This is a genomic window from Shinella sp. M27, from assembly GCF_049199905.1.
Classification (GTDB): domain Bacteria; phylum Pseudomonadota; class Alphaproteobacteria; order Rhizobiales; family Rhizobiaceae; genus Shinella.
Genome location: NZ_JBLZPK010000024.1, coordinates 115,440 through 134,096 on the forward strand (window position 1 = coordinate 115,440; position 18,657 = coordinate 134,096).

Annotated in this window: 18 protein-coding genes; 7 read left to right on the plus strand and 11 right to left on the minus strand. The window is 65.4% G+C overall.

The window, feature by feature from the left end:
- The 6 genes from ACOZK4_RS09460 to ACOZK4_RS09485 all read left to right on the plus strand — a co-directional run bounded on the left by ACOZK4_RS09460 (position 1) and on the right by ACOZK4_RS09485 (position 7,221).
- Positions 1-768, plus strand: a complete 768-nt coding sequence (locus ACOZK4_RS09460; RefSeq protein ID WP_421591675.1) for a LamB/YcsF family protein — start codon at positions 1-3, stop codon at positions 766-768.
- Positions 769-777: 9 nt separating this feature from the next.
- Entirely contained in the window at positions 778-1,587 is an 810-nt protein-coding gene (locus ACOZK4_RS09465) for a putative hydro-lyase (protein WP_421591676.1), read from the plus strand.
- Between the two features lie 7 nt (positions 1,588-1,594).
- Positions 1,595-3,187 carry a 5-oxoprolinase/urea amidolyase family protein gene (locus ACOZK4_RS09470; RefSeq protein WP_421591677.1) on the plus strand — a complete coding sequence of 531 codons (1,593 nt, stop codon included), beginning with the start codon at positions 1,595-1,597 and terminating at the stop codon, positions 3,185-3,187.
- A 9-nt stretch (positions 3,188-3,196) separates the two neighbouring features.
- Complete coding sequence (locus tag ACOZK4_RS09475) at positions 3,197-4,924, plus strand: acetyl/propionyl/methylcrotonyl-CoA carboxylase subunit alpha (protein WP_421591678.1); 1,728 nt, start codon at positions 3,197-3,199, stop codon at positions 4,922-4,924.
- Between the two features lie 79 nt (positions 4,925-5,003).
- Positions 5,004-6,116: an agmatine deiminase gene (aguA, locus tag ACOZK4_RS09480; RefSeq protein WP_421591679.1), complete on the plus strand. Its 1,113-nt coding sequence runs from the start codon at positions 5,004-5,006 to the stop codon at positions 6,114-6,116.
- Between the two features lie 10 nt (positions 6,117-6,126).
- On the plus strand, positions 6,127-7,221 hold the full coding sequence (locus ACOZK4_RS09485) for a polyamine ABC transporter substrate-binding protein (protein WP_421591680.1): 1,095 nt from the start codon (positions 6,127-6,129) through the stop codon (positions 7,219-7,221).
- On the opposite strand, the gene ACOZK4_RS09490 is transcribed toward ACOZK4_RS09485, so the two are convergent.
- The 7 genes from ACOZK4_RS09490 to ACOZK4_RS09520 form a co-directional block, all read right to left on the minus strand.
- On the minus strand, positions 7,210-7,971 hold the full coding sequence (locus ACOZK4_RS09490) for a response regulator transcription factor (RefSeq protein WP_421591681.1): 762 nt from the start codon (positions 7,969-7,971) through the stop codon (positions 7,210-7,212). The two genes, ACOZK4_RS09485 and ACOZK4_RS09490, sit on opposite strands and share 12 nt — an antisense overlap.
- Positions 7,972-8,035: 64 nt before the next feature.
- Positions 8,036-9,013, minus strand: a complete 978-nt coding sequence (nadE, locus tag ACOZK4_RS09495) for an NAD(+) synthase (protein WP_421591682.1) — start codon at positions 9,011-9,013, stop codon at positions 8,036-8,038.
- Entirely contained in the window at positions 9,013-10,533 is a 1,521-nt protein-coding gene (locus ACOZK4_RS09500) for a class I adenylate-forming enzyme family protein (protein WP_421591683.1), read from the minus strand. Before ACOZK4_RS09500 ends, nadE begins: the two co-directional genes overlap by 1 nt.
- A 6-nt stretch (positions 10,534-10,539) precedes the next feature.
- A complete protein-coding gene (locus ACOZK4_RS09505) occupies positions 10,540-10,794 on the minus strand; it encodes an acyl carrier protein (protein WP_421591684.1) in 255 nt (84 codons plus the stop codon).
- Positions 10,795-10,811: 17 nt separating this feature from the next.
- Positions 10,812-12,743, minus strand: a complete 1,932-nt coding sequence (asnB, locus tag ACOZK4_RS09510; RefSeq protein WP_421591685.1) for an asparagine synthase (glutamine-hydrolyzing) — start codon at positions 12,741-12,743, stop codon at positions 10,812-10,814.
- A 6-nt stretch (positions 12,744-12,749) separates the two neighbouring features.
- Positions 12,750-13,859, minus strand: a complete 1,110-nt coding sequence (locus tag ACOZK4_RS09515; protein WP_421591686.1) for a hypothetical protein — start codon at positions 13,857-13,859, stop codon at positions 12,750-12,752.
- A gap of 132 nt (positions 13,860-13,991) precedes the next feature.
- On the minus strand, positions 13,992-14,771 hold the full coding sequence (locus ACOZK4_RS09520; RefSeq protein ID WP_421591687.1) for a MauE/DoxX family redox-associated membrane protein: 780 nt from the start codon (positions 14,769-14,771) through the stop codon (positions 13,992-13,994).
- A 51-nt stretch (positions 14,772-14,822) separates the two neighbouring features.
- Between ACOZK4_RS09520 and ACOZK4_RS09525 the strand changes: the two genes are divergently transcribed.
- Positions 14,823-15,227, plus strand: a complete 405-nt coding sequence (locus ACOZK4_RS09525) for a MerR family transcriptional regulator (RefSeq protein ID WP_421591688.1) — start codon at positions 14,823-14,825, stop codon at positions 15,225-15,227.
- 11 nt (positions 15,228-15,238) lie between these two features.
- Here the strand turns inward: ACOZK4_RS09525 and argE are convergent, their stop codons facing one another.
- From argE to ACOZK4_RS09545, 4 genes are read right to left on the minus strand one after another with little or no spacing between them, the layout of a single operon-like run.
- The gene (argE, locus tag ACOZK4_RS09530; protein WP_421591689.1) at positions 15,239-16,396 is read right to left on the minus strand and encodes an acetylornithine deacetylase; all 1,158 of its coding nucleotides are present in this window, start codon (positions 16,394-16,396) and stop codon (positions 15,239-15,241) included.
- A 49-nt stretch (positions 16,397-16,445) separates the two neighbouring features.
- Positions 16,446-17,123: a DUF1028 domain-containing protein gene (locus tag ACOZK4_RS09535; RefSeq protein ID WP_421591690.1), complete on the minus strand. Its 678-nt coding sequence runs from the start codon at positions 17,121-17,123 to the stop codon at positions 16,446-16,448.
- A gap of 10 nt (positions 17,124-17,133) precedes the next feature.
- Positions 17,134-17,556, minus strand: a complete 423-nt coding sequence (locus ACOZK4_RS09540; RefSeq protein ID WP_050743390.1) for a RidA family protein — start codon at positions 17,554-17,556, stop codon at positions 17,134-17,136.
- Between the two features lie 59 nt (positions 17,557-17,615).
- Positions 17,616-18,632 carry an extracellular solute-binding protein gene (locus ACOZK4_RS09545; protein WP_421591691.1) on the minus strand — a complete coding sequence of 339 codons (1,017 nt, stop codon included), beginning with the start codon at positions 18,630-18,632 and terminating at the stop codon, positions 17,616-17,618.
- Positions 18,633-18,657 lie beyond the last annotated feature (25 nt).

An 18,657-nucleotide genomic window follows, 5' to 3' on the forward strand; every position in this document is an offset into this window, starting at 1 on the left:
ATGACAGCGATCGACCTCAACAGCGATCTCGGCGAAAGCTATGGCGCCTGGCGCATGGGTGACGACGCGGCGATGCTTGCCGTCGTCTCCTCCGCCAACATTGCCTGCGGTTTCCATGCCGGTGATCCGGCCGGCATTTTCCGCACGGTGAAGGCGGCGGCTGCAAACGGCGTCGTCATCGGCGCCCATGTTTCCTATCCCGACCGCGTCGGCTTCGGCCGCCGCGATCTCGACGCCACGCCCGAGGAGCTGATCGCCGACGTCATCTACCAGATCGGCGCGATCAAGGGCGTCGCGGCCGCCGCCGGTACGGTGGTGCGCTACGTCAAGCCGCACGGCGCGCTCTACAACCGCATCGCCTATGATGCGAAACAGGGGCAGGCGGTCATCGATGGCATCAAGGCGGTGGATTCCTCGCTGATCCTGATGGGCCTTGCCAATGCGCCCATCCTCGATCTCGCCCGCAAGTCCGGTCTTGCCGTGGTCGCGGAGGCCTTTGCCGACCGCGCCTACACGCCGAAGGGCGAACTCGTTTCCCGTCGTGAAGCCGGCTCCGTGCTGCATGACGAGAAGACGATCGCCGACCGCATGGTGCAGCTCGCCCGCGAGGGCACGCTCGAAGCCATCGACGGCAGCACGATCCGCATCGAGGCGCAATCGATCTGCGTGCATGGCGACAGCCCCGGTGCCGTTGCCATCGCCCAGGAAATCCGCCGCCGCTTCGAGGCGGAAGGCATCGCCATCCGCTCCTTCGCCGACAAGGCGTGAGGTGCGGCCATGACGCTTCCGACCGACTATCTCGACCACGTTGATGCTTCAGCCGCTCACCGGGCGAGGACTACTTATAGAAGTGGGTTCGTCGCGCCCACCTCGGGCATCGCGCCGGGCTTCACCCAGGCCAACATGATCGTGCTGCCGCGCGACTGGGCCTTCGATTTCCTGCTCTATGCGCAGCGCAATCCGAAACCCTGCCCGGTGCTCGACGTCTCCGATCCGGGCTCGCCGACGACGCTTCTGGCGCCCGGTGCGGACCTGCGCACCGACCTGCCGCTCTACCGCATCTGGCGCGACGGCAAGCTTGCCGAGGAAACGCCTGACGCCACCGCCGCCTGGGCGGAGCGTGACGACCTCGTCGCCTTCCTGATCGGCTGCTCCTTCACCTTCGAGACACCGATGGTCGAGGCGGGCATCGAGATCCGCCACATGACGGACAAGAGCAATGTGCCGATGTACCTGACCAGCACGGCCTGCCGTCCGGCGGGCCGGTTGAAGGGCAACATGGTGGTCTCCATGCGGCCGATCCCGGCCTCGCGCGTTGCCGATGCCGCCACGATTTCCGGCCGCTTTCCCGCAGTGCATGGCGCGCCTGTGCATGTCGGTTCGCCCGAAGACATCGGCATCGCCGATCTCGCGAAGCCCGATTTCGGCGATGCGGTGCGCATCGAGCCCGGCGAAGTGCCGGTGTTCTGGGCCTGCGGCGTCACCCCGCAGGCGGCCGTGATGGCTTCGGGCGTGCCCTTCGCCATCACCCATGCGCCGGGCTACATGTTCATCACCGATATTCCCGATTCCGCCTATCACGCGTGAGGGTTCGATGCGTTTTCTACCCGTCAGCCTGACCACCATCCTCGTCGAGCTTGTCGATCTCGACGAGACGCTTGCCCTTTTCGCCTCCTTGCAGGCTGATCCGATCGACGGCATCGAAGAAATGGTGCCGGCCGCCCGCACGCTGATGATCCGCTTCCGCCCGGAAAAAGTCTCATCTTCGGATATCGCGGCAGGCATCGCCACCCGCGATCTTTCGGCGAAGATCGCGCCCTCTGAGCATCTAGTGGAAATCCCCGTGCGCTATGACGGCGAGGACCTTGGCGACGTCGCTGATCTGACCGGCCTCAGCGTCGAAGAGGTCATCCGCCGCCACACCGAAAGCGAATTCACCGTCGCCTTCTGCGGCTTCGCGCCGGGCTTCGGCTATCTCGTCGGCGGCGATGCCGCGCTGCATGTGCCGCGCCGCAAAAGCCCGCGCACTCGCATTCCGGCCGGTTCCGTGGCGCTGGCCGGCGCCTTCAGCGGCGTCTATCCGCAGGCGAGCCCCGGCGGTTGGCAGATTATCGGCACCACGCCCGTCAAGATGTGGGATATCGACCGCGATCCCGGCGCGCTGTTCCAGCCCGGCTACCGCGTGCGCTTTTTCGACATGGCGAAGGCGGGCAAGCCCGTCAGCATCCCCGAGCCGGCCGCCCGCGCGAAGTGCGCTGTCGCAGCCGACGATCCACAGTTCAAGGTGCTCGCCGCGCCGATGCCTGCGGTCTTTCAGGATCTCGGCCGCTTCGGCCAGACCGGGCAGGGCGTCTCCGCCTCCGGTGCGCTTGATCGTGGCGCCTTCAATGCGGCAAACCGCATCGTCGGCAATCCGGCCAACACGCCGGCCCTTGAACTGACCCTCGGCGGCTTCTCCTTCGAGAGCAACGGGCGCGCAGTGATCGGACTTGCCGGTGCACCCTGTCCGGTGACGGTGCGCGATACTTCCGGCCGCAATCGGGATTTTCAGACCTGGCACCCGATTGCGCTGGAAGCCGGCGACGTCGTCACCATCGGCCATCCGAAGACCGGCATGCGGTCCTATCTCGCCGTGCGCGGCGGTTTCGACATTGCCCCGGTTCTTGGCAGCGCGGCGACCGATACGCTTGCCGTCGTCGGCCCGGAGCCGGTCACATCGGGAACGGTGCTGGCGCTGAAGGGTCGCAACGAGGGGCTTGCCAGCGTCTCCACCGATGAAATCCCGGCCTTCGACGCGCCGTCCGCAAGCGACGTGGTGACGCTCGACGTGGTGCTTGGCCCGCGCACGGATTGGTTCACGCAGAAGGGGCTGGAAACGCTGACGAGCCAGCTCTGGCAGGTCACGCCGCAATCGAGCCGCGTCGGCATCCGCCTTGCCGGAGAGGTACCGCTGGAGCGCAGGGATAGCGCCGAATTGCCGAGCGAAGGCACGGCGACGGGTGCGATCCAGGTGCCGCACAGCGGCCAGCCGGTGCTCTTCCTCGCCGACCATCCGTTGACCGGCGGTTATCCCGTCATCGGCGCGGTCGCCGAATATCATCTCGATCTGGCCGGCCAGATCCCCATCAACGCAAAGATCCGTTTCCGCCCGATCGGCCCCTTCGCCGATATCGCCGCAAGCCGCTAGGAGAGCGCCATGAAGAAAGTGCTGATTGCCAATCGTGGTGAAATCGCCGTGCGCATCCTGCGCGCCTGCCGGGATTACGGGCTGCAATCCGTCGCCGTCTATGTCGATCCGGATGCCGATGCGCTCTTCGTGCGCCTGGCTGACGAAGCCTACGGACTTGACGGCGTGCGCCCAGCGGAAACCTATCTCGATATCGACAAGCTGATCGCTGTCGCCAAACGCTCCGGTGCGGATGCCGTGCATCCCGGCTACGGCTTTCTGTCGGAAAACGCCCGGTTCGCCAAGGCGGTGCAGGAGGCCGGCCTGACCTGGATCGGCCCCGATCCCGACGTCATCGTGGCGCTTGGCGACAAGGTCGAGGCGCGGCGCATCGCGCAGAGCGTCGGGGCACCGTTGGTGGCCGGCAGCGACGGTCCGGTGTCTTCGGCGGCGGAAGTGATCGCCTTTGCGGAACAACATGGCCTGCCGGTTGCCATCAAGGCCGCGCATGGCGGCGGCGGACGCGGCATCAAGGTCGCCTGGAAAATGGAGGAGGTCGCCGATCTCTACGAGTCCGCCGTGCGCGAGGCGACCGTTGCCTTCGGCCGCGGCGAATGTTTCCTTGAGCGTTTCCTCGATCGTCCGCGCCATATCGAGGCGCAGGTCATCGCCGACAAGCACGGTAATGTGCTGGTTCTCGGCACCCGCGATTGCTCGGCGCAGCGCCGCAACCAGAAGCTCATCGAGGAGGCGCCGGCACCCTTCCTCTCGCCCGAACAGCGCGAGCGGATCCACGCCGCCGCCAAGGCGATCTGTTCGGCGGCCGGCTATTCCGGTGCCGGCACGGTGGAGTTCCTGCTCGGCGTCGACGGCACGATCTCCTTCCTCGAGGTCAACACGCGCCTGCAGGTGGAGCATCCCGTCACCGAGGAGACGACGGGCATCGACCTCGTCATCGAGCAGTTCCGCGTCGCCGAGGGCCAGCGTCTGACGCTCCTCGAAACGCCCGCGCCGCGCGGCCACTCCATCGAGTTCCGCATCAATGCCGAAGACCCCGGCCGCGGCTTCCTGCCGACGCCGGGTGCGATCACCGCCTTCGAGCCGCCCTCCGGCCCCGGTGTGCGCCTGGACAGCGGCGTCGTCACCGGCTCCACCATTCCCGGCGTCTTCGATTCGCTGATGGCCAAGCTCGTCGTGACCGGCGCCACCCGCGAGGAGGCGCTGCGCCGTGCCCGCCGGGCGCTGAAGGAATTCCGTATCGAGGGTGTCGCGACCGTCCTGCCGTTCCACCGCGCTGCCATCGACACCGAGGATTTCATCGGGACCGATGGCTTCAAGGTGCACACCCGCTGGATCGAGACCGACTTCGCCGCCATGCCGGAGGCTATGGCTCGGCCGGAGCCCGCTTCCGACCCGACGCTGATCCGCACCCATCTCGAAATCGACGGCAAGCGCGTGTCGCTGGCGTTGCCGAGTCTGCTTCTTGCCGGTCTCGGCGCAGTTGGGCATGGCGGCGTCACCGTCGGCAGCGGCAAGCCGGCCGCCGAGGATGGCATCGTGGCTCCGGTCTCGGGCACGTTGCAGGCCTTCAAGATCGCCGATGGCGCGATGGTTGCCGAGGGTGAGCTGGTCGCCGTCATGGAGGCGATGAAGATGGAGACGCAGATGCTCGCCCCCAAGGCCGGCCGTCTGCGCCTCAGCGTCAAGGAAGGCGATTATCTTCAGGCCGGCGATACGCTGATGGTCTTCGAGGACTGATCGCCCATCCCAAATGGGACATTGACCCGAATGGGCTGTGCTTGCCTTAATCCCCCTAGATTTTTCATCTGGGGGACACATGGTACGCACGCTTCAAAGCACGCCGAAGACCGATGGTTTTCGCGCGCCGGGAGAATTCGAGCCGAAGGCCGGCTGCTGGCTGATCTGGCCGGAACGGCCCGATACCTGGCGGCTCGGCGCCAAGCCGGCGCAGAAACTGTTTGCGCGGGTCGCGGCGGCGATTGCCGAGAGTGAGCCGGTCACCATCGCCGTCTCGTCGCGCCAGTGGCTCAACGCTCGCGCCATGCTGCCGGAGAACGTGCGCCTCGTCGAAATGTCGACGGACGATTCCTGGCTGCGCGACAGCGGCCCGAACTTCGTCATCAACGACCACGGCGCGGTGCGCGGCGTCGACTGGACCTTCAACGCCTATGGCGGCAATGACGGCGGCCTCTATGCGCCGTGGAACCTCGACGACCTCGCCGCCCGCAAGGTGCTGGAAACCGAGAATATGGACCGCTACCGCTCGAAGCTGATCGCCGAGGGCGGCGGCCTGCAATGCGACGGGCAGGGCACGCTGATCACCACGGAACAGTGCCTGCTGAACCGCAACCGCAACGGTCACCTCGGCAAGGCCGAGGTGGAAAAGCAGCTTTCGGACTATCTCGGCCTCGAACACGTCATCTGGCTGCCGCGTGGCTTCTGCTTCGACGAGACGGACGGCCATGTCGACGACGTCTGCTGCTTCGTGCGGCCCGGTGTCGTGGCGATGAGCTGGACGGAAGACCGCGACGATCCGCAATACGAGATCGTGCGCGAGGTGGAGGACGTGCTGCGCTCGGCCCGCGATGCGCGCGGCCGGTCGCTGGAGGTGCACCGCATCCTGCATCCGCGCCCGATCGAGATGACGGCCGAGGAGGCCGAAAGCGTCGATCAGGTCGACAGCACCTGGGCACGTCCCGCCGGCAACCGCATCGCGGCCACCTATATCAACTATTATCCCGGCAATTCCGCCGTTGTCGTGCCGCAGTTCGACGACGAGAAGCTCGACCTTGCCGCCAAGGCCAAGCTCGCCGAACTCTTCCCCGAGCACCGCATCACCGGCATCGAGAATTCCCGTGAAATCCTGCTCGGCGGCGGCAATGTCGCCTGCATCACCCTGCCGGTCTATGCCGGCCAGACGAAAGCCTGAGGAGAAGACCATGCGCAAGACTGCTCTCGTCTCGGCCCTCGCTCTGCTCGCCGCCATGGGCGGCGCGCGGGCGCAGGAGGAAAAGGTCGTCAACGTCTATAACTGGTCGGATTACATCGCGCCGGATACCGCTGAGAAATTCGAGAAGGAAACCGGCATCCGCGTCGTTTACGACGTCTATGACGGCAACGAGGTGCTGGAAACCAAGATGCTGACCGGCGGCTCGGGCTACGATGTCGTCTACCCCTCGGCCTATCCGTTCTTGAAGAACCAGGTGAAGGCCGGCGCCTTCCAGCCGCTCGACAAGGCGAAGCTCGGCAATATCGGCAAGCTCGATCCGCAGGCGCTGTCGCTGATTTCGGGCGCCGACCCCGACAATCTCCATGCCGCGCCCTACATGTCCGTCACCGACGGCATCGGCTACAATATCGCGGCGGTGAAAGAGCGCATGCCCGACGCGCCGGTCGACAGTTTCGCCATGGTCTTCGATCCCGCGATCGTCGAGAAATTCGCCGATTGCGGCGTCGCCATGCTCGATGCGCCCGCCGAAATCATCCCGATGGCGATGAACTATCTCGGCATCGATCCGCATTCGACGAACCCGGACGATATCGCCAAGGCGGAAGAGCTGCTCATGAAGGTTCGCCCGCACATCCGCTACTTCCATTCCTCGCGTTATATCAACGACCTCGCCAATGGCGATATCTGCGTCGTGCTCGGCTGGTCGGGCGATATCCTGCAGGCGAAGGCCCGCGCCGCCGAAAGCGAGAAGAAGCTGGAGATCGCCTATGCCATCCCGAAGGAGGGCACCCTGATCAACTTCGACACCATGGCCGTGCCGAAGGACGCACCGCATCCGGAAAACGCGCTCGCCTGGATCGATTTCAACATGCGGCCGGAGATTGCGGCGGCCAATTCCAGCTATGTCTCCTATGCCAATCCGATCCCGGAATCGCTGCCGCTGATGGATCAGGCCGTGGCGAAGGATCCCGGCGTCTTCCCGCCCGATGACGTCAAGGCAAAGCTCTTCGTGGTGGAAACGAGCGACGCGAAGCTGCTTCGCTTGCAGAACCGTCTGTGGACGCGAGTGGTCTCAGGGCAGTGAGGGCAGCGCGCGGCCGCCGTCGCGTGCGGCGGCCATCAGCTCGACCTGCGAGTGGATGCCGAGCTTGCGATAGACCGTCTTGATGTGGTTGCGCACCGTGCCGGGCGAGATGGAGAGGTCACGCGAAATGGTTTTCGCGCAGCCGCCGTCGATGAGGAGGAGCGCAATCTGGCGCTCCCGTGCGCTGAGCTCGCCAAGCGACAGCGAGCTTTCGCCCGGCGGCCGCCATTTCCGCCACAGACGCTCCAGCACCAGGCGGGTCGCCTCGGCGGTGGCTTCAGCCATCGCCACATCCTCGGCGCCGAAGGGCCGGGCGCCGCGGCGGCGCAGATAGGTGACGAAGCCCGCGGCATTGCGATCGAAATTGAAGACGCCGGTGATCTCGTCGAAACTGCCCGAGGGCTCGTAGAAATCCCGGTAATAGGCGCTTGTGTGGAAGTCGCCCTTGTCGAGCGCCGAAAGCGGTAGCAGAAAATCCTGCCGCGAGCCGGCGAACCGGCGGAAGAACGGGTCCTGCTGGTATTTGCGCGTGTCGTAATTGTGGTTCCAGTTGTCCGGATCGCGCTCGTAGATGGTGATCGAGGCGCTGTCGCGCAGATAGAGGCCGATATAGACCTGATCGGAGGCGATGATACCGCGCGCGCCGGCCGTGAAATGCGCCGAAATATCTTCGGGCAAGGTGGCGCTGACAGCAGAGGCGATGCCGCTGCTCCAGCGCTGGAGCTGTTCGAAGGTGAGGTTCGGGCGCATGGCGACAGGATAGACGGGGCGGCCGGGAATTCAAGCGGGCCTATCCGAAGGGTCGGGGTGGCCGTCAGTTCACTCCATCCATGACGAGCGGTGCGCAATGCAGGTAGCGGGCAACTTTTCGTTTCGCGGCAATATCCGTCCAGACCAGCTCGACCTGGCTTGAGCTGAGGCCCGTCGCTACCGCGACCGTGTCGGCCGGCAGTCCATGGTTCAACCCGTAGAGGCATATATCCATCTTGTCGTAGGGCAGGGCGAAGTAGAACTCCTCCTGCGTCTGCGGCAGGGAATAGGTGTCCGTCGTCGGCGGTCGCGCGAGGATTTCCGAGGGAACGCCGAGATAGGCGGCGAGCTGATAGACCTGCGACTTGTAGAGATGGGCGATCGGCTTGATATCGGCTGCGCCGTCGCCGTTCTTCACGAAGAAGCCCTGGTCGTATTCCAGCCGGTTCGGCGTGCCGAGCACGGCGAAATTCAGCCGGTCGGCATGGTAATATTCGAGTTGCTTGCGGCTGCGCTGCTTCATGTTCGTCGCCGCGACGATGCCGAGATAGGCGCTGGCCGGCAGGCGCACCTTGCGCATCTCGCCCTCCGGCGTGCGCACGACGAGCGAGGAAATATTGTAGCCGCCCGTCGTCATCGTGCTGTCGAAGACGATCTTGGAGGCCCAGCCGTCGCCGTAGTCAGGCACGGCCTCGCGGATGGCGGCGTCGCGTCGTTCATAGCAGCCCATGGCGGCAAGCGCCGGGCCGATGTCTTCGAGCGTGCTGTCGATGCCGAAGGTTTCGGCAACGGCGCGCCCGAGCCGCAGGCTTTCCGGATCGGAATCGTTTTCCGGCATATAGAGGGCAAAGACGTTCTTCGCGCCGAGCGCCTTGGCGGCGAGAGCTGCGCACAGGCTGGAATCGATACCGCCCGAAAGGCCGAGCACCAGCCCGCGTTTGCGCAGATCGGTCCGCAGCTTCTCGCGCAGCCATTGCGAGATGCGCTCCACCTCGACGGCGGGATCGAGCACGAGCGGGGCGAAGGCGGGCGTATGGGACATCATTTCGATCCTGTCGGGTTGGCGGGCAGGGCGGCGAGGCGGCGGCTGGCCTTGCCGCTGTCGGTTTTGGGCAGCGCGTCGCGGAATTCGACCGACTTCGGCACCATGTGGTCTTCGAGATGGCGGGCGCAGAAACGCAGCACCTCGCGCTCGGTGAGGGATGGATCGGAGGCGACGATGACGGCCTTGACGGCTTCGCCGAGCACATCATGCGGCACGCCGACGACGAGCGCCTCGGCAATGCCGGGCATGCGGCACAGCACCTCCTCCACCGCCTGCGGCGCGACCTTCTCGCCGCGCGACTTGATGATGTCGTCCATGCGGGACACGAAGGTGAGGTAGCCATCGGCATCGGCGGTGAAGAGATCGCCGGTATGGAGGCGAAGCGTTCCGGTATCGGGGGCAGGACGCAGGGCACGATTTGTGGTGGCCTCGTTGCGCCAATAGCCGCGCATGACATGCGGTCCTTCGATCACGAGTTCGCCGATCGTGCCGGGCGCAACCACCTCGCCCGTTTCATCCACCACCACGGCTTTTGTGCCGGGTATGGCGATGCCGACCGAGCCGCGCTTCGCATCGATCTTGTCAGGCGGAAGCCAGGTGGCGCGGGTGCATTCGGTCTGGCCGTACATGCAGAAGAGCCTGATATGCGGCAGGAAGGTGCGCAGCCAGTCGAGATGGGCGAGCGGCAGGGGGGCGGCGGCGCTGGTGAGGTAGCGCAGGCTTGCAAAAAGCGAGGGGTCGAGGTCGCGCGCCTGCATCATCATCGCCGCCATGGCCGGCACGAGCGGGAAACCGGTGACGCGCTCGGCGCGGATCGTCTCGAAGACGGCCTGCGGGAAGGCGAAGGACTTTTCGATGACCAGCGTCGCGCCTGAGAGCATCGCGGTCACCAACTGGTTGAGTCCGTAACCGAAGGACATCGGCAGCACGACGAGGATGATGTCGAAGGCGCTGTTTTCGAGATAGCGGGTGATTGCGCGAGCGGCGGCGTCTAGCGTGTCGTGGCCGTGCATCACGCCCTTCGGCTCGCCCGTCGAGCCCGAGGTATAGATCAGCGCGGCAAGGTCGGTGTCGGGAAAAGGTTCGGCCGGGACGAAGGGCGCGGCCTCCAGCGCGGAATCGAAGCTACCCGCCTCACCGACGACGAGGCGCGGTAGGGCGGCAAGTGCTTGGCAGTCCTCGACGAGCCGTTCCAGGCGGCTTTCGACGATGACGAGCGCCGGCGCGCAATTGCCGGCGATGGCGGCGAGCCGCTCGGCTTTCGTGGAAGGATTGACCGGGCAGATCGCAGCTCCTGCCATCCACGTCGCGAGGACGGCGACGGCCGTGCGCCAGCCGTTGTCGAGCAGGATGAGCACACGCTCGCCGCGCCCGGCGCCGTGGTTGTGAAGCGTCGTCGCGAGGCGCCGGGAGAGATCGAGCAGGTGGTCGTAGCTGAGGCGCACCTCGCCGGAGACGATCGCCGTCTTGGCGCCGTCTTGTGCAGCACTCGCCTCAAGGTAATGCTCGATCCGCATCGCGCCTCAGGCGGCTTGCTTGCGGGCGATGAAGCCGGCAATGCGGTCGATCGTATCGAGGTTGGCGGGCACGATATCGGCATCCGCGACGGAGATGGCGAAGTGCTCCTCCAGGAAGCCGACCAGTTCGAGGATGCCGGTGGAATCGATCAGGTCGTTGTCGATCAGCGAGAGGTCGGCGGCGAGCGGCTGGCTGTCGTCGCCGAACAGGAAATTTTCCACGATGAAGGCGCGGATGGCGGTTCTGGTTGCGTCGGACATATCCGGGATTGCCCTCCCTAGGCTTGGTGTGTCGATGGCGCGGTCGCGCCGAGAAGCTGCGTCGAAAGAATGCCGATGAAGGCGGCGTTGTCGCGGAAGCTGTTCGCCTGCCCCTTGAGGACCTTGTCCTTCAGCTTGGCGACCGCCGGACCATTGAACAGGCCGCTCTCTGCAAGCCGGGCCGGCGAAAGCACGTCGTCGAGATAGGCCGGCGTGCCGGGTGCGGCGAAACTCTCGCTGTCGGGCGCGCGGTAGGGCTGCTTGGGGCGGTCGATGATCGCTTCGGGCACGAGGCCGCGGGCAGCTTCCTTGAGGATGTGTTTTTCGCGCAGCCCGCGCAGCTTCGCCTCCGGCGGCAGGCTGGCGGCGAAGGCGACGACGCGGGGATCGAGGAAGGGAAAGCGCCCTTCCACCGCATTGGCCATCATCACCCGGTCACCCTGGCTGGACAGTATATAGCCCGGCAGCAGAAACGCCGTTTCGAGATATTGCGCCTGATGCAGCGCATGCCAGCGGCCGAAATCCGCCGGCAGTCGGGCAGCGAGGTCGGCAGCGGCATCGTAGTCGCCGAGCGTGGTCTTCAAGTCTGGCGAGAAGAAAAGCTTGGCGGCCGCCGTCGAGCGGAAGCGGGGGCGGTGGGAATAGAGCGGGTCATCATGCGCTTCCGCGCCAAAGGCGAAGAAGCGGGCGAGATAATCCGGCGACTGCTGCTGCAAGCCCGGCAGGTAGGGATAGAGCCGCTGGAAGAGGCGGGGGCGGCGGGCTGACGCCGGCTGACGGCCACAGAAGCGGCGCACGCGCGCTTCGCGGAAAAGATCGTAGCCGGCAAAGATCTCGTCCGCGCCTTCGCCCGTCAGCACCACCTTCATGCCGCGCTCGCGCACACGGGCGGCAAGCTTGTGGAGCGGCACGGGCGCGGTGCGCAGGATCGGGCATTCGATATGGCGCATCGCGGCGGGCAAGCCGGCTGCGATGGCCGCCGTCGTGCATTCCACGCTGTCGGCCTCGGCGTCGAGCGTCGCGGCCATCTGGCGCTGCCAGCCGCTTTCGTCATGCTCCTCGCTGCGGAAGGTCAGCGAGAAGGTGCGCAGGCCGTGGGTGACGGTGCGCGCGGCGAGCGCCGAGATCAGCGAGGAATCGAGGCCGCCGGAGAGATAGGCGCCGACAGGCACGTCGGCGCGCAGCCGGATGCGGGTGGCATCGGAGAGCAGAGCTCGCAATTCCTCCACTTGTTCGTCCATCGGACGGGCCGGCGGTGCGTCGGCGCGGTCCGGATAGCTGAGTTGCCACCAGGGGCGGATGGTGCGTGCGCCGTCCCGGACGAGCATCAGATGGCCGGGCGGCAGTTCGTGGATGCGGCGATAGGCGGTGCGCGGGGGGAGGGGGCACCACAGCGTGAAAATCTGGTCCAGCGCAAAGGGATCGATTTCCGCCGTGATGCCGGGAAGCGCAAGCAGCGCCCCGATCTCCGAGGCGAAGAACAGCGCGCCCGCATGCTCGGTGTAGAAGAGCGGCCGCACACCCATGCGGTCGCGCGCCAGAAGCAGCGTGCGGCTGCGCGCATCGTGCAGCGCGAAGGCGAAATCGCCGTTGAAATCCTCGAGGCAATCGGCGCCCTTCGCCTCGTAGGCCTTCAGCAGCACCTCGGTGTCGGAGGTCCTCTGGAAGCGGTGGCCGCGCGCTTTCAGGTCCTCGCGTAGCTCGACATAGTTGAAGATCTCGCCGTTGAAGGAGACGGCAAGTGCCGCATCGTCCGACACCATCGGCTGGGCGCCGTCGGCAAGGCCGACGATGGAAAGGCGGGTATGGGCAAGGCCGGTGTCGCCGCGCACAAGCGCGCCCTCGCCGTCCGGCCCGCGGTGGCGAAGCGCCGCGACCATGCGGGAAAGGTAGTCCGCGCTCTGTTCGGCCGAAAAGTTTCCTCCGTGATATCCCGCGATCCCGCACATGCCGGGCTACTCGAAACGGTCGCCGATGAGGCGCGTCCAGCCCTCGCCGGCAAGGCCATTGAGGAAGGGCTGGCCGTTCGTCAGGGCGGCGAGGATGGCCGGTTCGCGGGCATGCACGACGGTCGAGGAGGCGTGCAGGAAAGCGCATTTCTTGCCGATCATCGCCTGAAGCAGTTGCGGCTGCGTGCGGCCCCGGATCGCGACGAGACCGCGCTCATAGGCATTGCGGATAAGGCAGTCGATGACGATGGGCTCCTGTGCCGGTGCCGCCATGACCTGCACGGCGCGCCCGATGCTGCCGGGATTTCCATAATAGAGATAGAGACCGATTGGCTTGCCGGTCCGCGTGCGAACGATGTGCTGGATGCGCTCGCCATGCAGTGCCTTGCGTTCGGCATGACCCAGCATGCCTTCCAGTGTCGTCTGATCCCAGACGGGGCGCAGCGGAAACTGCGTGACCAGATCGCGGCACAGGGCGGCGAATTCGGCGTTGTCGGCCGCGGTCGCCTCGAAGGCATCGGCCTTGCCGGCGAGCGGGGCATAGTGAGACCATGTCTGCCGGTCGCCATGTCGGCAGAGAATGGCGTCGCCGAGCTTTGCGAAGGGCGACAGCAGGCGTGCCGCCGAAATTTTCGCGGCCGCCGCTTCCAGTGCGAAAGACGCGGGCTTGAGGATGCGCAGCCATTCCAGACTGTAGGAGGCCAGCACACCTGCCCGCATCGACCGCCACATGTCGGTGGACACGTCGTTGGAGGTCTCGCTGAAGGACAGATCCTGCGGGCCGGAGAGCGCGTCGCGCAGCAGGCGGGCGCCGGCGAAGGGATCGCTGTCGCGATCGTCGCTGGCGAAGGTGCCGCAATTGGCGGCGAGCAGGCGGCGGCCCTCGAATTCCATTTCGACGGGCAGCACGCCGAGGAAGCCCGAGACAGTGCCGTCGGCGCGCACATGCACGCGTGAGAAAAGACCGGTGTCGTGGCTGGCCTCGCCGAGGAAGAGCGTTTGCAGATAGGTCTTCAGGTCGTCGTTCGCCGGCTCACCGCTCTTGCGCAGCAGCCGCTGAAAGAGGCTCGCCACCGCTTCGACATCCCCTGCCTCAAATGAACGCACGCTCGACATCGCGACCCACTCAGAACCTGTCCCATTCCGGCTCGCGGCAAAGAATTGCCGTTCGCTTTCCTTACGTGAGTAGCGTGAAGAAAGGGTCAAGACGGGACAAACGGCGCCGCTTCGGGGCGGCGCCGTGCCGTTTTACATGGCGTGGCCGCCGATATAGCCAAGCGAGGCGGCCGCCATCCAGGCCGCCATGGCGATCATCATCAGGTTTTCCGTGAGCGAGATGAAGCCGAGCGGGACGTTGCTTGCGCCGCCGACGCAGGCGCATTTCAGTTCGCGCTTGTCGATATAGACGGCCTTGAACACCGAGGCGGCGCCGATCGTGCCGATGAGGAGGGCGATCGGGACGGACAGCCAGTTGAGCGCGCCCGCCACCATCAGCACGCCAGCGAGGCCCTCCGCATAGGGGTAGATGTAGCTGTAGGGCACCCAGCGCTTGGCGAGCAGGTCGTAGTTGAGGAACATGGTGGCGAAGCTTTCCACGTTCTGCAGCTTGAGCAGCGCCAGCACCACCATCGAGAAGGCGATGAACCATTCGGCGGCGCGCAGCGTGAAGGGTGAGCCGCTGACGGCATAGCTTGCCGCCATGGCCGTCAGCGCCGTCAGCGCGAAGAGCACGACGACCGGGCGATAGGTGGTGGCCTTGGAGTCGGCAACGGGCTTGCCGAGATAGCGGCGCAGATTGTCGTAGCCGCCGACCCTGGCGCCGCCGATGAAGACCTGCGGCGTGGTGGCGACGCCATGTTCGGCCTTGAAGGCGTCGGTCGCTTCACGGGTCGTCAGGTGGCGGTCCTCCACGTCGTAGCCCGAGCGCTTGAGCAGATCCTTCGCCTTGAGGCCGTAGGGGCAGGTGTGGCTCTCCATCACCATGCGGTAGAGAACGGCCTTCTTGGTATCCTGGGTTTTGTCCAACATCTCACGTCTCCTGTCTTGTGAAATCGTTGGCAGAACTATAGGTTCCGTACCATGGTACGGAGTCAACAGCCAAAAGACCTGACGATCGGAAAATTTGCGGCGGCGGCGGATGTCGGCGTCGAGACGGTGCGCTTCTACCAGCGCCGGGGCCTGCTTTCGACGCCCAAGCGCATCGACGGCATCCGCCATTACGGCGAAAGCGACGTCAGCCGGCTGCGCTTCATCCGCCAAGCACAGGCGGCCGGCTTCACGCTGGAGGAGATCCGCCAGCTGCTGGCGCTCGATTCCGGTGAGGATCGTGCTGCGGCACGCGAGATGGCGTCCAAACGCCTTGCCGAACTCGATGCGCGCATGGAGGCGCTGCAACACGCCCGCGCTTCGTTGCAGAAGCTGGTTTCCGAGTGCGCCGTCGGCAAGACTGGACCTTGCCCGATCCTGAAATCCTTCGGCGCCTGATCTTTAAGTGTTCAGGCGGCGGATAGCTCATCGACGAGGCGGGCGAGCATCGCATCGCAGCGCGCAAGCTGCTCCGCGCTGACGAATTCATCCGGCTTGTGTCCCTGATCCATAAAACCGGGGCCGCAGATGGCGGTGGACATGCCCAATTCCTGATCGAAAAGCCCGCCTTCCGTGCCGAAGGCGACCTTGAGCGTGCCGTCGTCGCCGAGGATCCTCTTGAGGAGGGTCACGACCGGCGCATCCGCACCGGTGTTGAGGCCGGGATAACCCGAGACCGGCGCGATCTCGATACAGGCCATGGGAAAGCGGTTTCGATAGGGTTTTGCGATGGTCTCGGCATCGGCCGCGATACCGGCGAGGATGGCATTCGGATCGTCCTCGGCGATGTTGCGGATCTCGAAATCGATCTCGCAGCGGTTGGGCACGATGTTGAGCGCGGTGCCGCCCTGCATCATGCCGGCATGGATGGTGGAATAGGGAATGTCGTAGTCGTCGTCGCGTGCGCCGTGGTCGGCCAGCGCCTCCTGCCGCGCCTGAAGCGCCTGGATGAAGGCCGCGCCGAGATGCAGCGCATTCAGCGCGTTGGGGGCGAGCGCCGAATGGCCCTCCTGCCCGTGGCAGCAGGCTCGCAGCGCGAGCTTGCCCTTGTGGCCCGTGGCGATCTTCATGCCCGTCGGTTCGCCGACGATGCTGAGCGCCGGCCGTTCGGACCGCGCCGCGAGCGCCTCGATCATGCTGCGCACGCCGATGCAGCCGATCTCCTCGTCATAGGAGAGCGCAAGATGCAACGGGCGTTTCAGCGGGCGTTCGGCGGCGAACAGCATGGCGCGCAGCGCGGATGCGACGAAGCCCTTCATGTCCGCCGTGCCACGACCGTAGAACCGGCCGTCCCGCTCGATCAGCGTGAACGGATCGCCCGTCCAGGCCTGTCCCTCGACGGGCACGACATCCGTATGGCCTGACAGCACGACGCCATCAGGCCCATCCGGGCCGACGGTCGCGAAGAGATTGGCCCGGCTGCCATCGGGATGAGTGAAACGTTCGATGCGTGCGCCGGCGGTACGCAGCAGGTTTTCCGCATAGGCGAGCAGCGCGAGATTGGAGGTTCGCGAGAGCGTCGGCTCGGCGACGAGGCGGGCGAGGATTTCCGGGGTCGAGGGGATCATGCGCCCATCCGTCGTAAAGTGGCGGGGGGCATGACTGCCCCTCCATCGGTCAGAGATCGCCAGGCACGCCGTAGCTCGGTGCGCCCGAGGGATTGAGCGCGCGGGTGACATAGGCGTCCATCTCGCCGCGCCAGCGTTCCCACAGCGCCGCGCATTCCTCGATGGGGTCGCCCTCGGTCCAGTCGACGCGCAGGTCCGCGACGTTCCACGAGACCTTATCGACCATGACGAGGCCCATGGAATGCACCGGGCCTTCCTCGCCGCCCGCCGCGATCGCCGCGCGCATGGCTGATATCAGCCGGTCGCCGAGATGCCGGTCCTTCGCGGCCTCGAACGCTTCCACCATCTTCTGCGGGATATCCGTCGTCGTCAGCATGTTGCCGGCCGCAACGGCATTGTTGCCGCGCGCCGTCGCATGGGTACCGAGCGTTTTCGCGCCGGAATAGCTCGCCGTGCCGCCCGCCGCATCGACGAGCGCCAGCTGGCGGTATTCGATGTTGGGCGCCTCGGCGACGAGGCGTGCCAGCGCCGCCTCGGCGGAAAGACCTGTTGCCATCAGGTCCAGTCCCTTCGGCCCGAGACGCGGATCGGTGACGTTCTGGGTCGAGACGGCGCCGACGCCGGCGCGCGCATGCGCGCAGCGCGCCGCCACACTCGGCGAGGACGAGGACACGGCGATGCCGAACATGCTGGTCCTCTCGCAGCGTCCGGAAATGGAGAAGGTCATGCCGCCCTCCTTAGGCTTCGTCGGGAATGACGGCGGTCGCTTCGATCTCTACCAGCCATTCCGGCCGGGCAAGTGCGGAGACGACGAGGCCGGTCGAGACCGGGAAGACACCCTGCAGATATTTGCCCATCTCGGTATAGACGGCCTCGCGGTAGCGGATGTCGATGAGATAGACCACGACGCGGCAGATATGGCTGAGGTCGGAACCGGCCTCCTCCAAGAGCATCTTGATGTTTTCCATGGCCTTGCGGGCCTGCGCACCGGCATCGCCGATATGCAGGCTTTCGCGCGTGTCGAGGTCCTGTGCGATCTGCCCGCGTACGAAAACCGTCGCTCCCCGTGCCACCACCGCCTGGCAGAGATCGTTGTTCAGCTTTTGCTCGGGATAGGTTTCCTTCGTGTTGAAGGGGCGGATACGGGTGTGCACGGGCATTTTGGTCTCCCTGGATGGCGATGGATGGCGCCGCGGTCACCCGCGGCGCAAGAGCGGGGTTACTGGAGAAGCTGCGTCCAGACGCGGGTCACGAGATCCTGCGCGGCGGCCGAGCAGGTGCGCGAGAAGGTGATAGGTACGTCGGGATAGAGCTCCGGCGCGGTCTCCTTGGTGTTTTCCACCTTGTCCTCGATGACCTTCATCGGCGAGGAATGCGAGTAGAAGTTCATCTGCTCCGTGGCGTTTTCCGTGGTCGACATGAACTCGATGAATTTCACCGCATTGTCGTGGTTCGGCGCACCCTTCGGGATGACGTAGCTGTCCATCCAGCCAACGAGGCCTTCCTTGGTCATGGCGAGCTTGACCGGCGAGCCGGTCTTGCGGGCGCGCAGCGAGTCACCGTCCCACCAGAAATGCGCCGAGACTTCGCCGGAGGCGAGGCGGCTTGCGATATTGTCGGAGGAATAGACGGCGACCGACGGCTTCTGGGCCATCAGCAGGTCGAGCACCTTCTTCATCTCCGCCTGATCTTCCGAGCAGAAGGGCACGCCGAGATAGAGCTGGGCAGCGCCGATCACCTCGTCGGGATAGGAGAGGAGCGCGATCTTGCCCTTGAGTTCGCCTTCCGGCTCGAAGAAATATTTGAAGCTGTCGGTCGGACCCTTGTACTGGTCGGTGTTCACCACGAAGCCGGCGGTGCCGTAGGCGAGCGGAATGGAATAATCCTGCGTCTCGTCCCACCACTGGTTGCGCCACTTCTCCTCGATATTCTCGTAGGCCTTTAGCTTGCTGGCGCCGAAATTCTCGATGATGCCCTGATCGATCATCACGCGCAGGAAGTGCTGCGAGGGGGTGGCGATGTCATAGCCGGAAGAGCCGGCCTGCAATTTGGTCAGCAGGTCCTCGTTGGAGGTGAAACTGTCGACATTCACCTTCACGTCGTTCTCCTTGGAGAACTTTTCGATGAGCGCGGGCGAGATGGATTCGGCCCAGGCGTAGATGTTGAGTTCGCCGGCCGCATGCGCGCTGGTGGCGAAGCAGAGGGCGAGGGCTGTGGCTGCAAAGTACTTCTTCATTTTATGTTCCTCTCTTTGATTATGG

Excerpts from the sequence above, each read along its gene's own strand:
- ACOZK4_RS09470 (WP_421591677.1), top strand. The coding sequence starts at position 1,595 with ATGCGTTTTCTACCCGTCAGCCTGACCACCATCCTCGTCGAGCTTGTC.
- ACOZK4_RS09460 (WP_421591675.1), top strand. The coding sequence starts at position 1 with ATGACAGCGATCGACCTCAACAGCGATCTCGGCGAAAGCTATGGCGCC.
- ACOZK4_RS09500 (WP_421591683.1), bottom strand. The coding sequence starts at position 10,533 with ATGCGGATCGAGCATTACCTTGAGGCGAGTGCTGCACAAGACGGCGCC.
- ACOZK4_RS09465 (WP_421591676.1), top strand. The coding sequence starts at position 778 with ATGACGCTTCCGACCGACTATCTCGACCACGTTGATGCTTCAGCCGCT.
- ACOZK4_RS09490 (WP_421591681.1), bottom strand. The coding sequence starts at position 7,971 with ATGCGCCCGAACCTCACCTTCGAACAGCTCCAGCGCTGGAGCAGCGGC.
- ACOZK4_RS09535 (WP_421591690.1), bottom strand. The coding sequence starts at position 17,123 with ATGACCTTCTCCATTTCCGGACGCTGCGAGAGGACCAGCATGTTCGGC.
- ACOZK4_RS09515 (WP_421591686.1), bottom strand. The coding sequence starts at position 13,859 with ATGTCGAGCGTGCGTTCATTTGAGGCAGGGGATGTCGAAGCGGTGGCG.
- ACOZK4_RS09525 (WP_421591688.1), top strand. The coding sequence starts at position 14,823 with ATGGTACGGAGTCAACAGCCAAAAGACCTGACGATCGGAAAATTTGCG.
- aguA (WP_421591679.1), top strand. The coding sequence starts at position 5,004 with ATGGTACGCACGCTTCAAAGCACGCCGAAGACCGATGGTTTTCGCGCG.
- ACOZK4_RS09545 (WP_421591691.1), bottom strand. The coding sequence starts at position 18,632 with ATGAAGAAGTACTTTGCAGCCACAGCCCTCGCCCTCTGCTTCGCCACC.
- ACOZK4_RS09485 (WP_421591680.1), top strand. The coding sequence starts at position 6,127 with ATGCGCAAGACTGCTCTCGTCTCGGCCCTCGCTCTGCTCGCCGCCATG.
- ACOZK4_RS09540 (WP_050743390.1), bottom strand. The coding sequence starts at position 17,556 with ATGCCCGTGCACACCCGTATCCGCCCCTTCAACACGAAGGAAACCTAT.
- ACOZK4_RS09520 (WP_421591687.1), bottom strand. The coding sequence starts at position 14,771 with ATGTTGGACAAAACCCAGGATACCAAGAAGGCCGTTCTCTACCGCATG.
- ACOZK4_RS09505 (WP_421591684.1), bottom strand. The coding sequence starts at position 10,794 with ATGTCCGACGCAACCAGAACCGCCATCCGCGCCTTCATCGTGGAAAAT.
- ACOZK4_RS09475 (WP_421591678.1), top strand. The coding sequence starts at position 3,197 with ATGAAGAAAGTGCTGATTGCCAATCGTGGTGAAATCGCCGTGCGCATC.
- argE (WP_421591689.1), bottom strand. The coding sequence starts at position 16,396 with ATGATCCCCTCGACCCCGGAAATCCTCGCCCGCCTCGTCGCCGAGCCG.
- asnB (WP_421591685.1), bottom strand. The coding sequence starts at position 12,743 with ATGTGCGGGATCGCGGGATATCACGGAGGAAACTTTTCGGCCGAACAG.
- nadE (WP_421591682.1), bottom strand. The coding sequence starts at position 9,013 with ATGTCCCATACGCCCGCCTTCGCCCCGCTCGTGCTCGATCCCGCCGTC.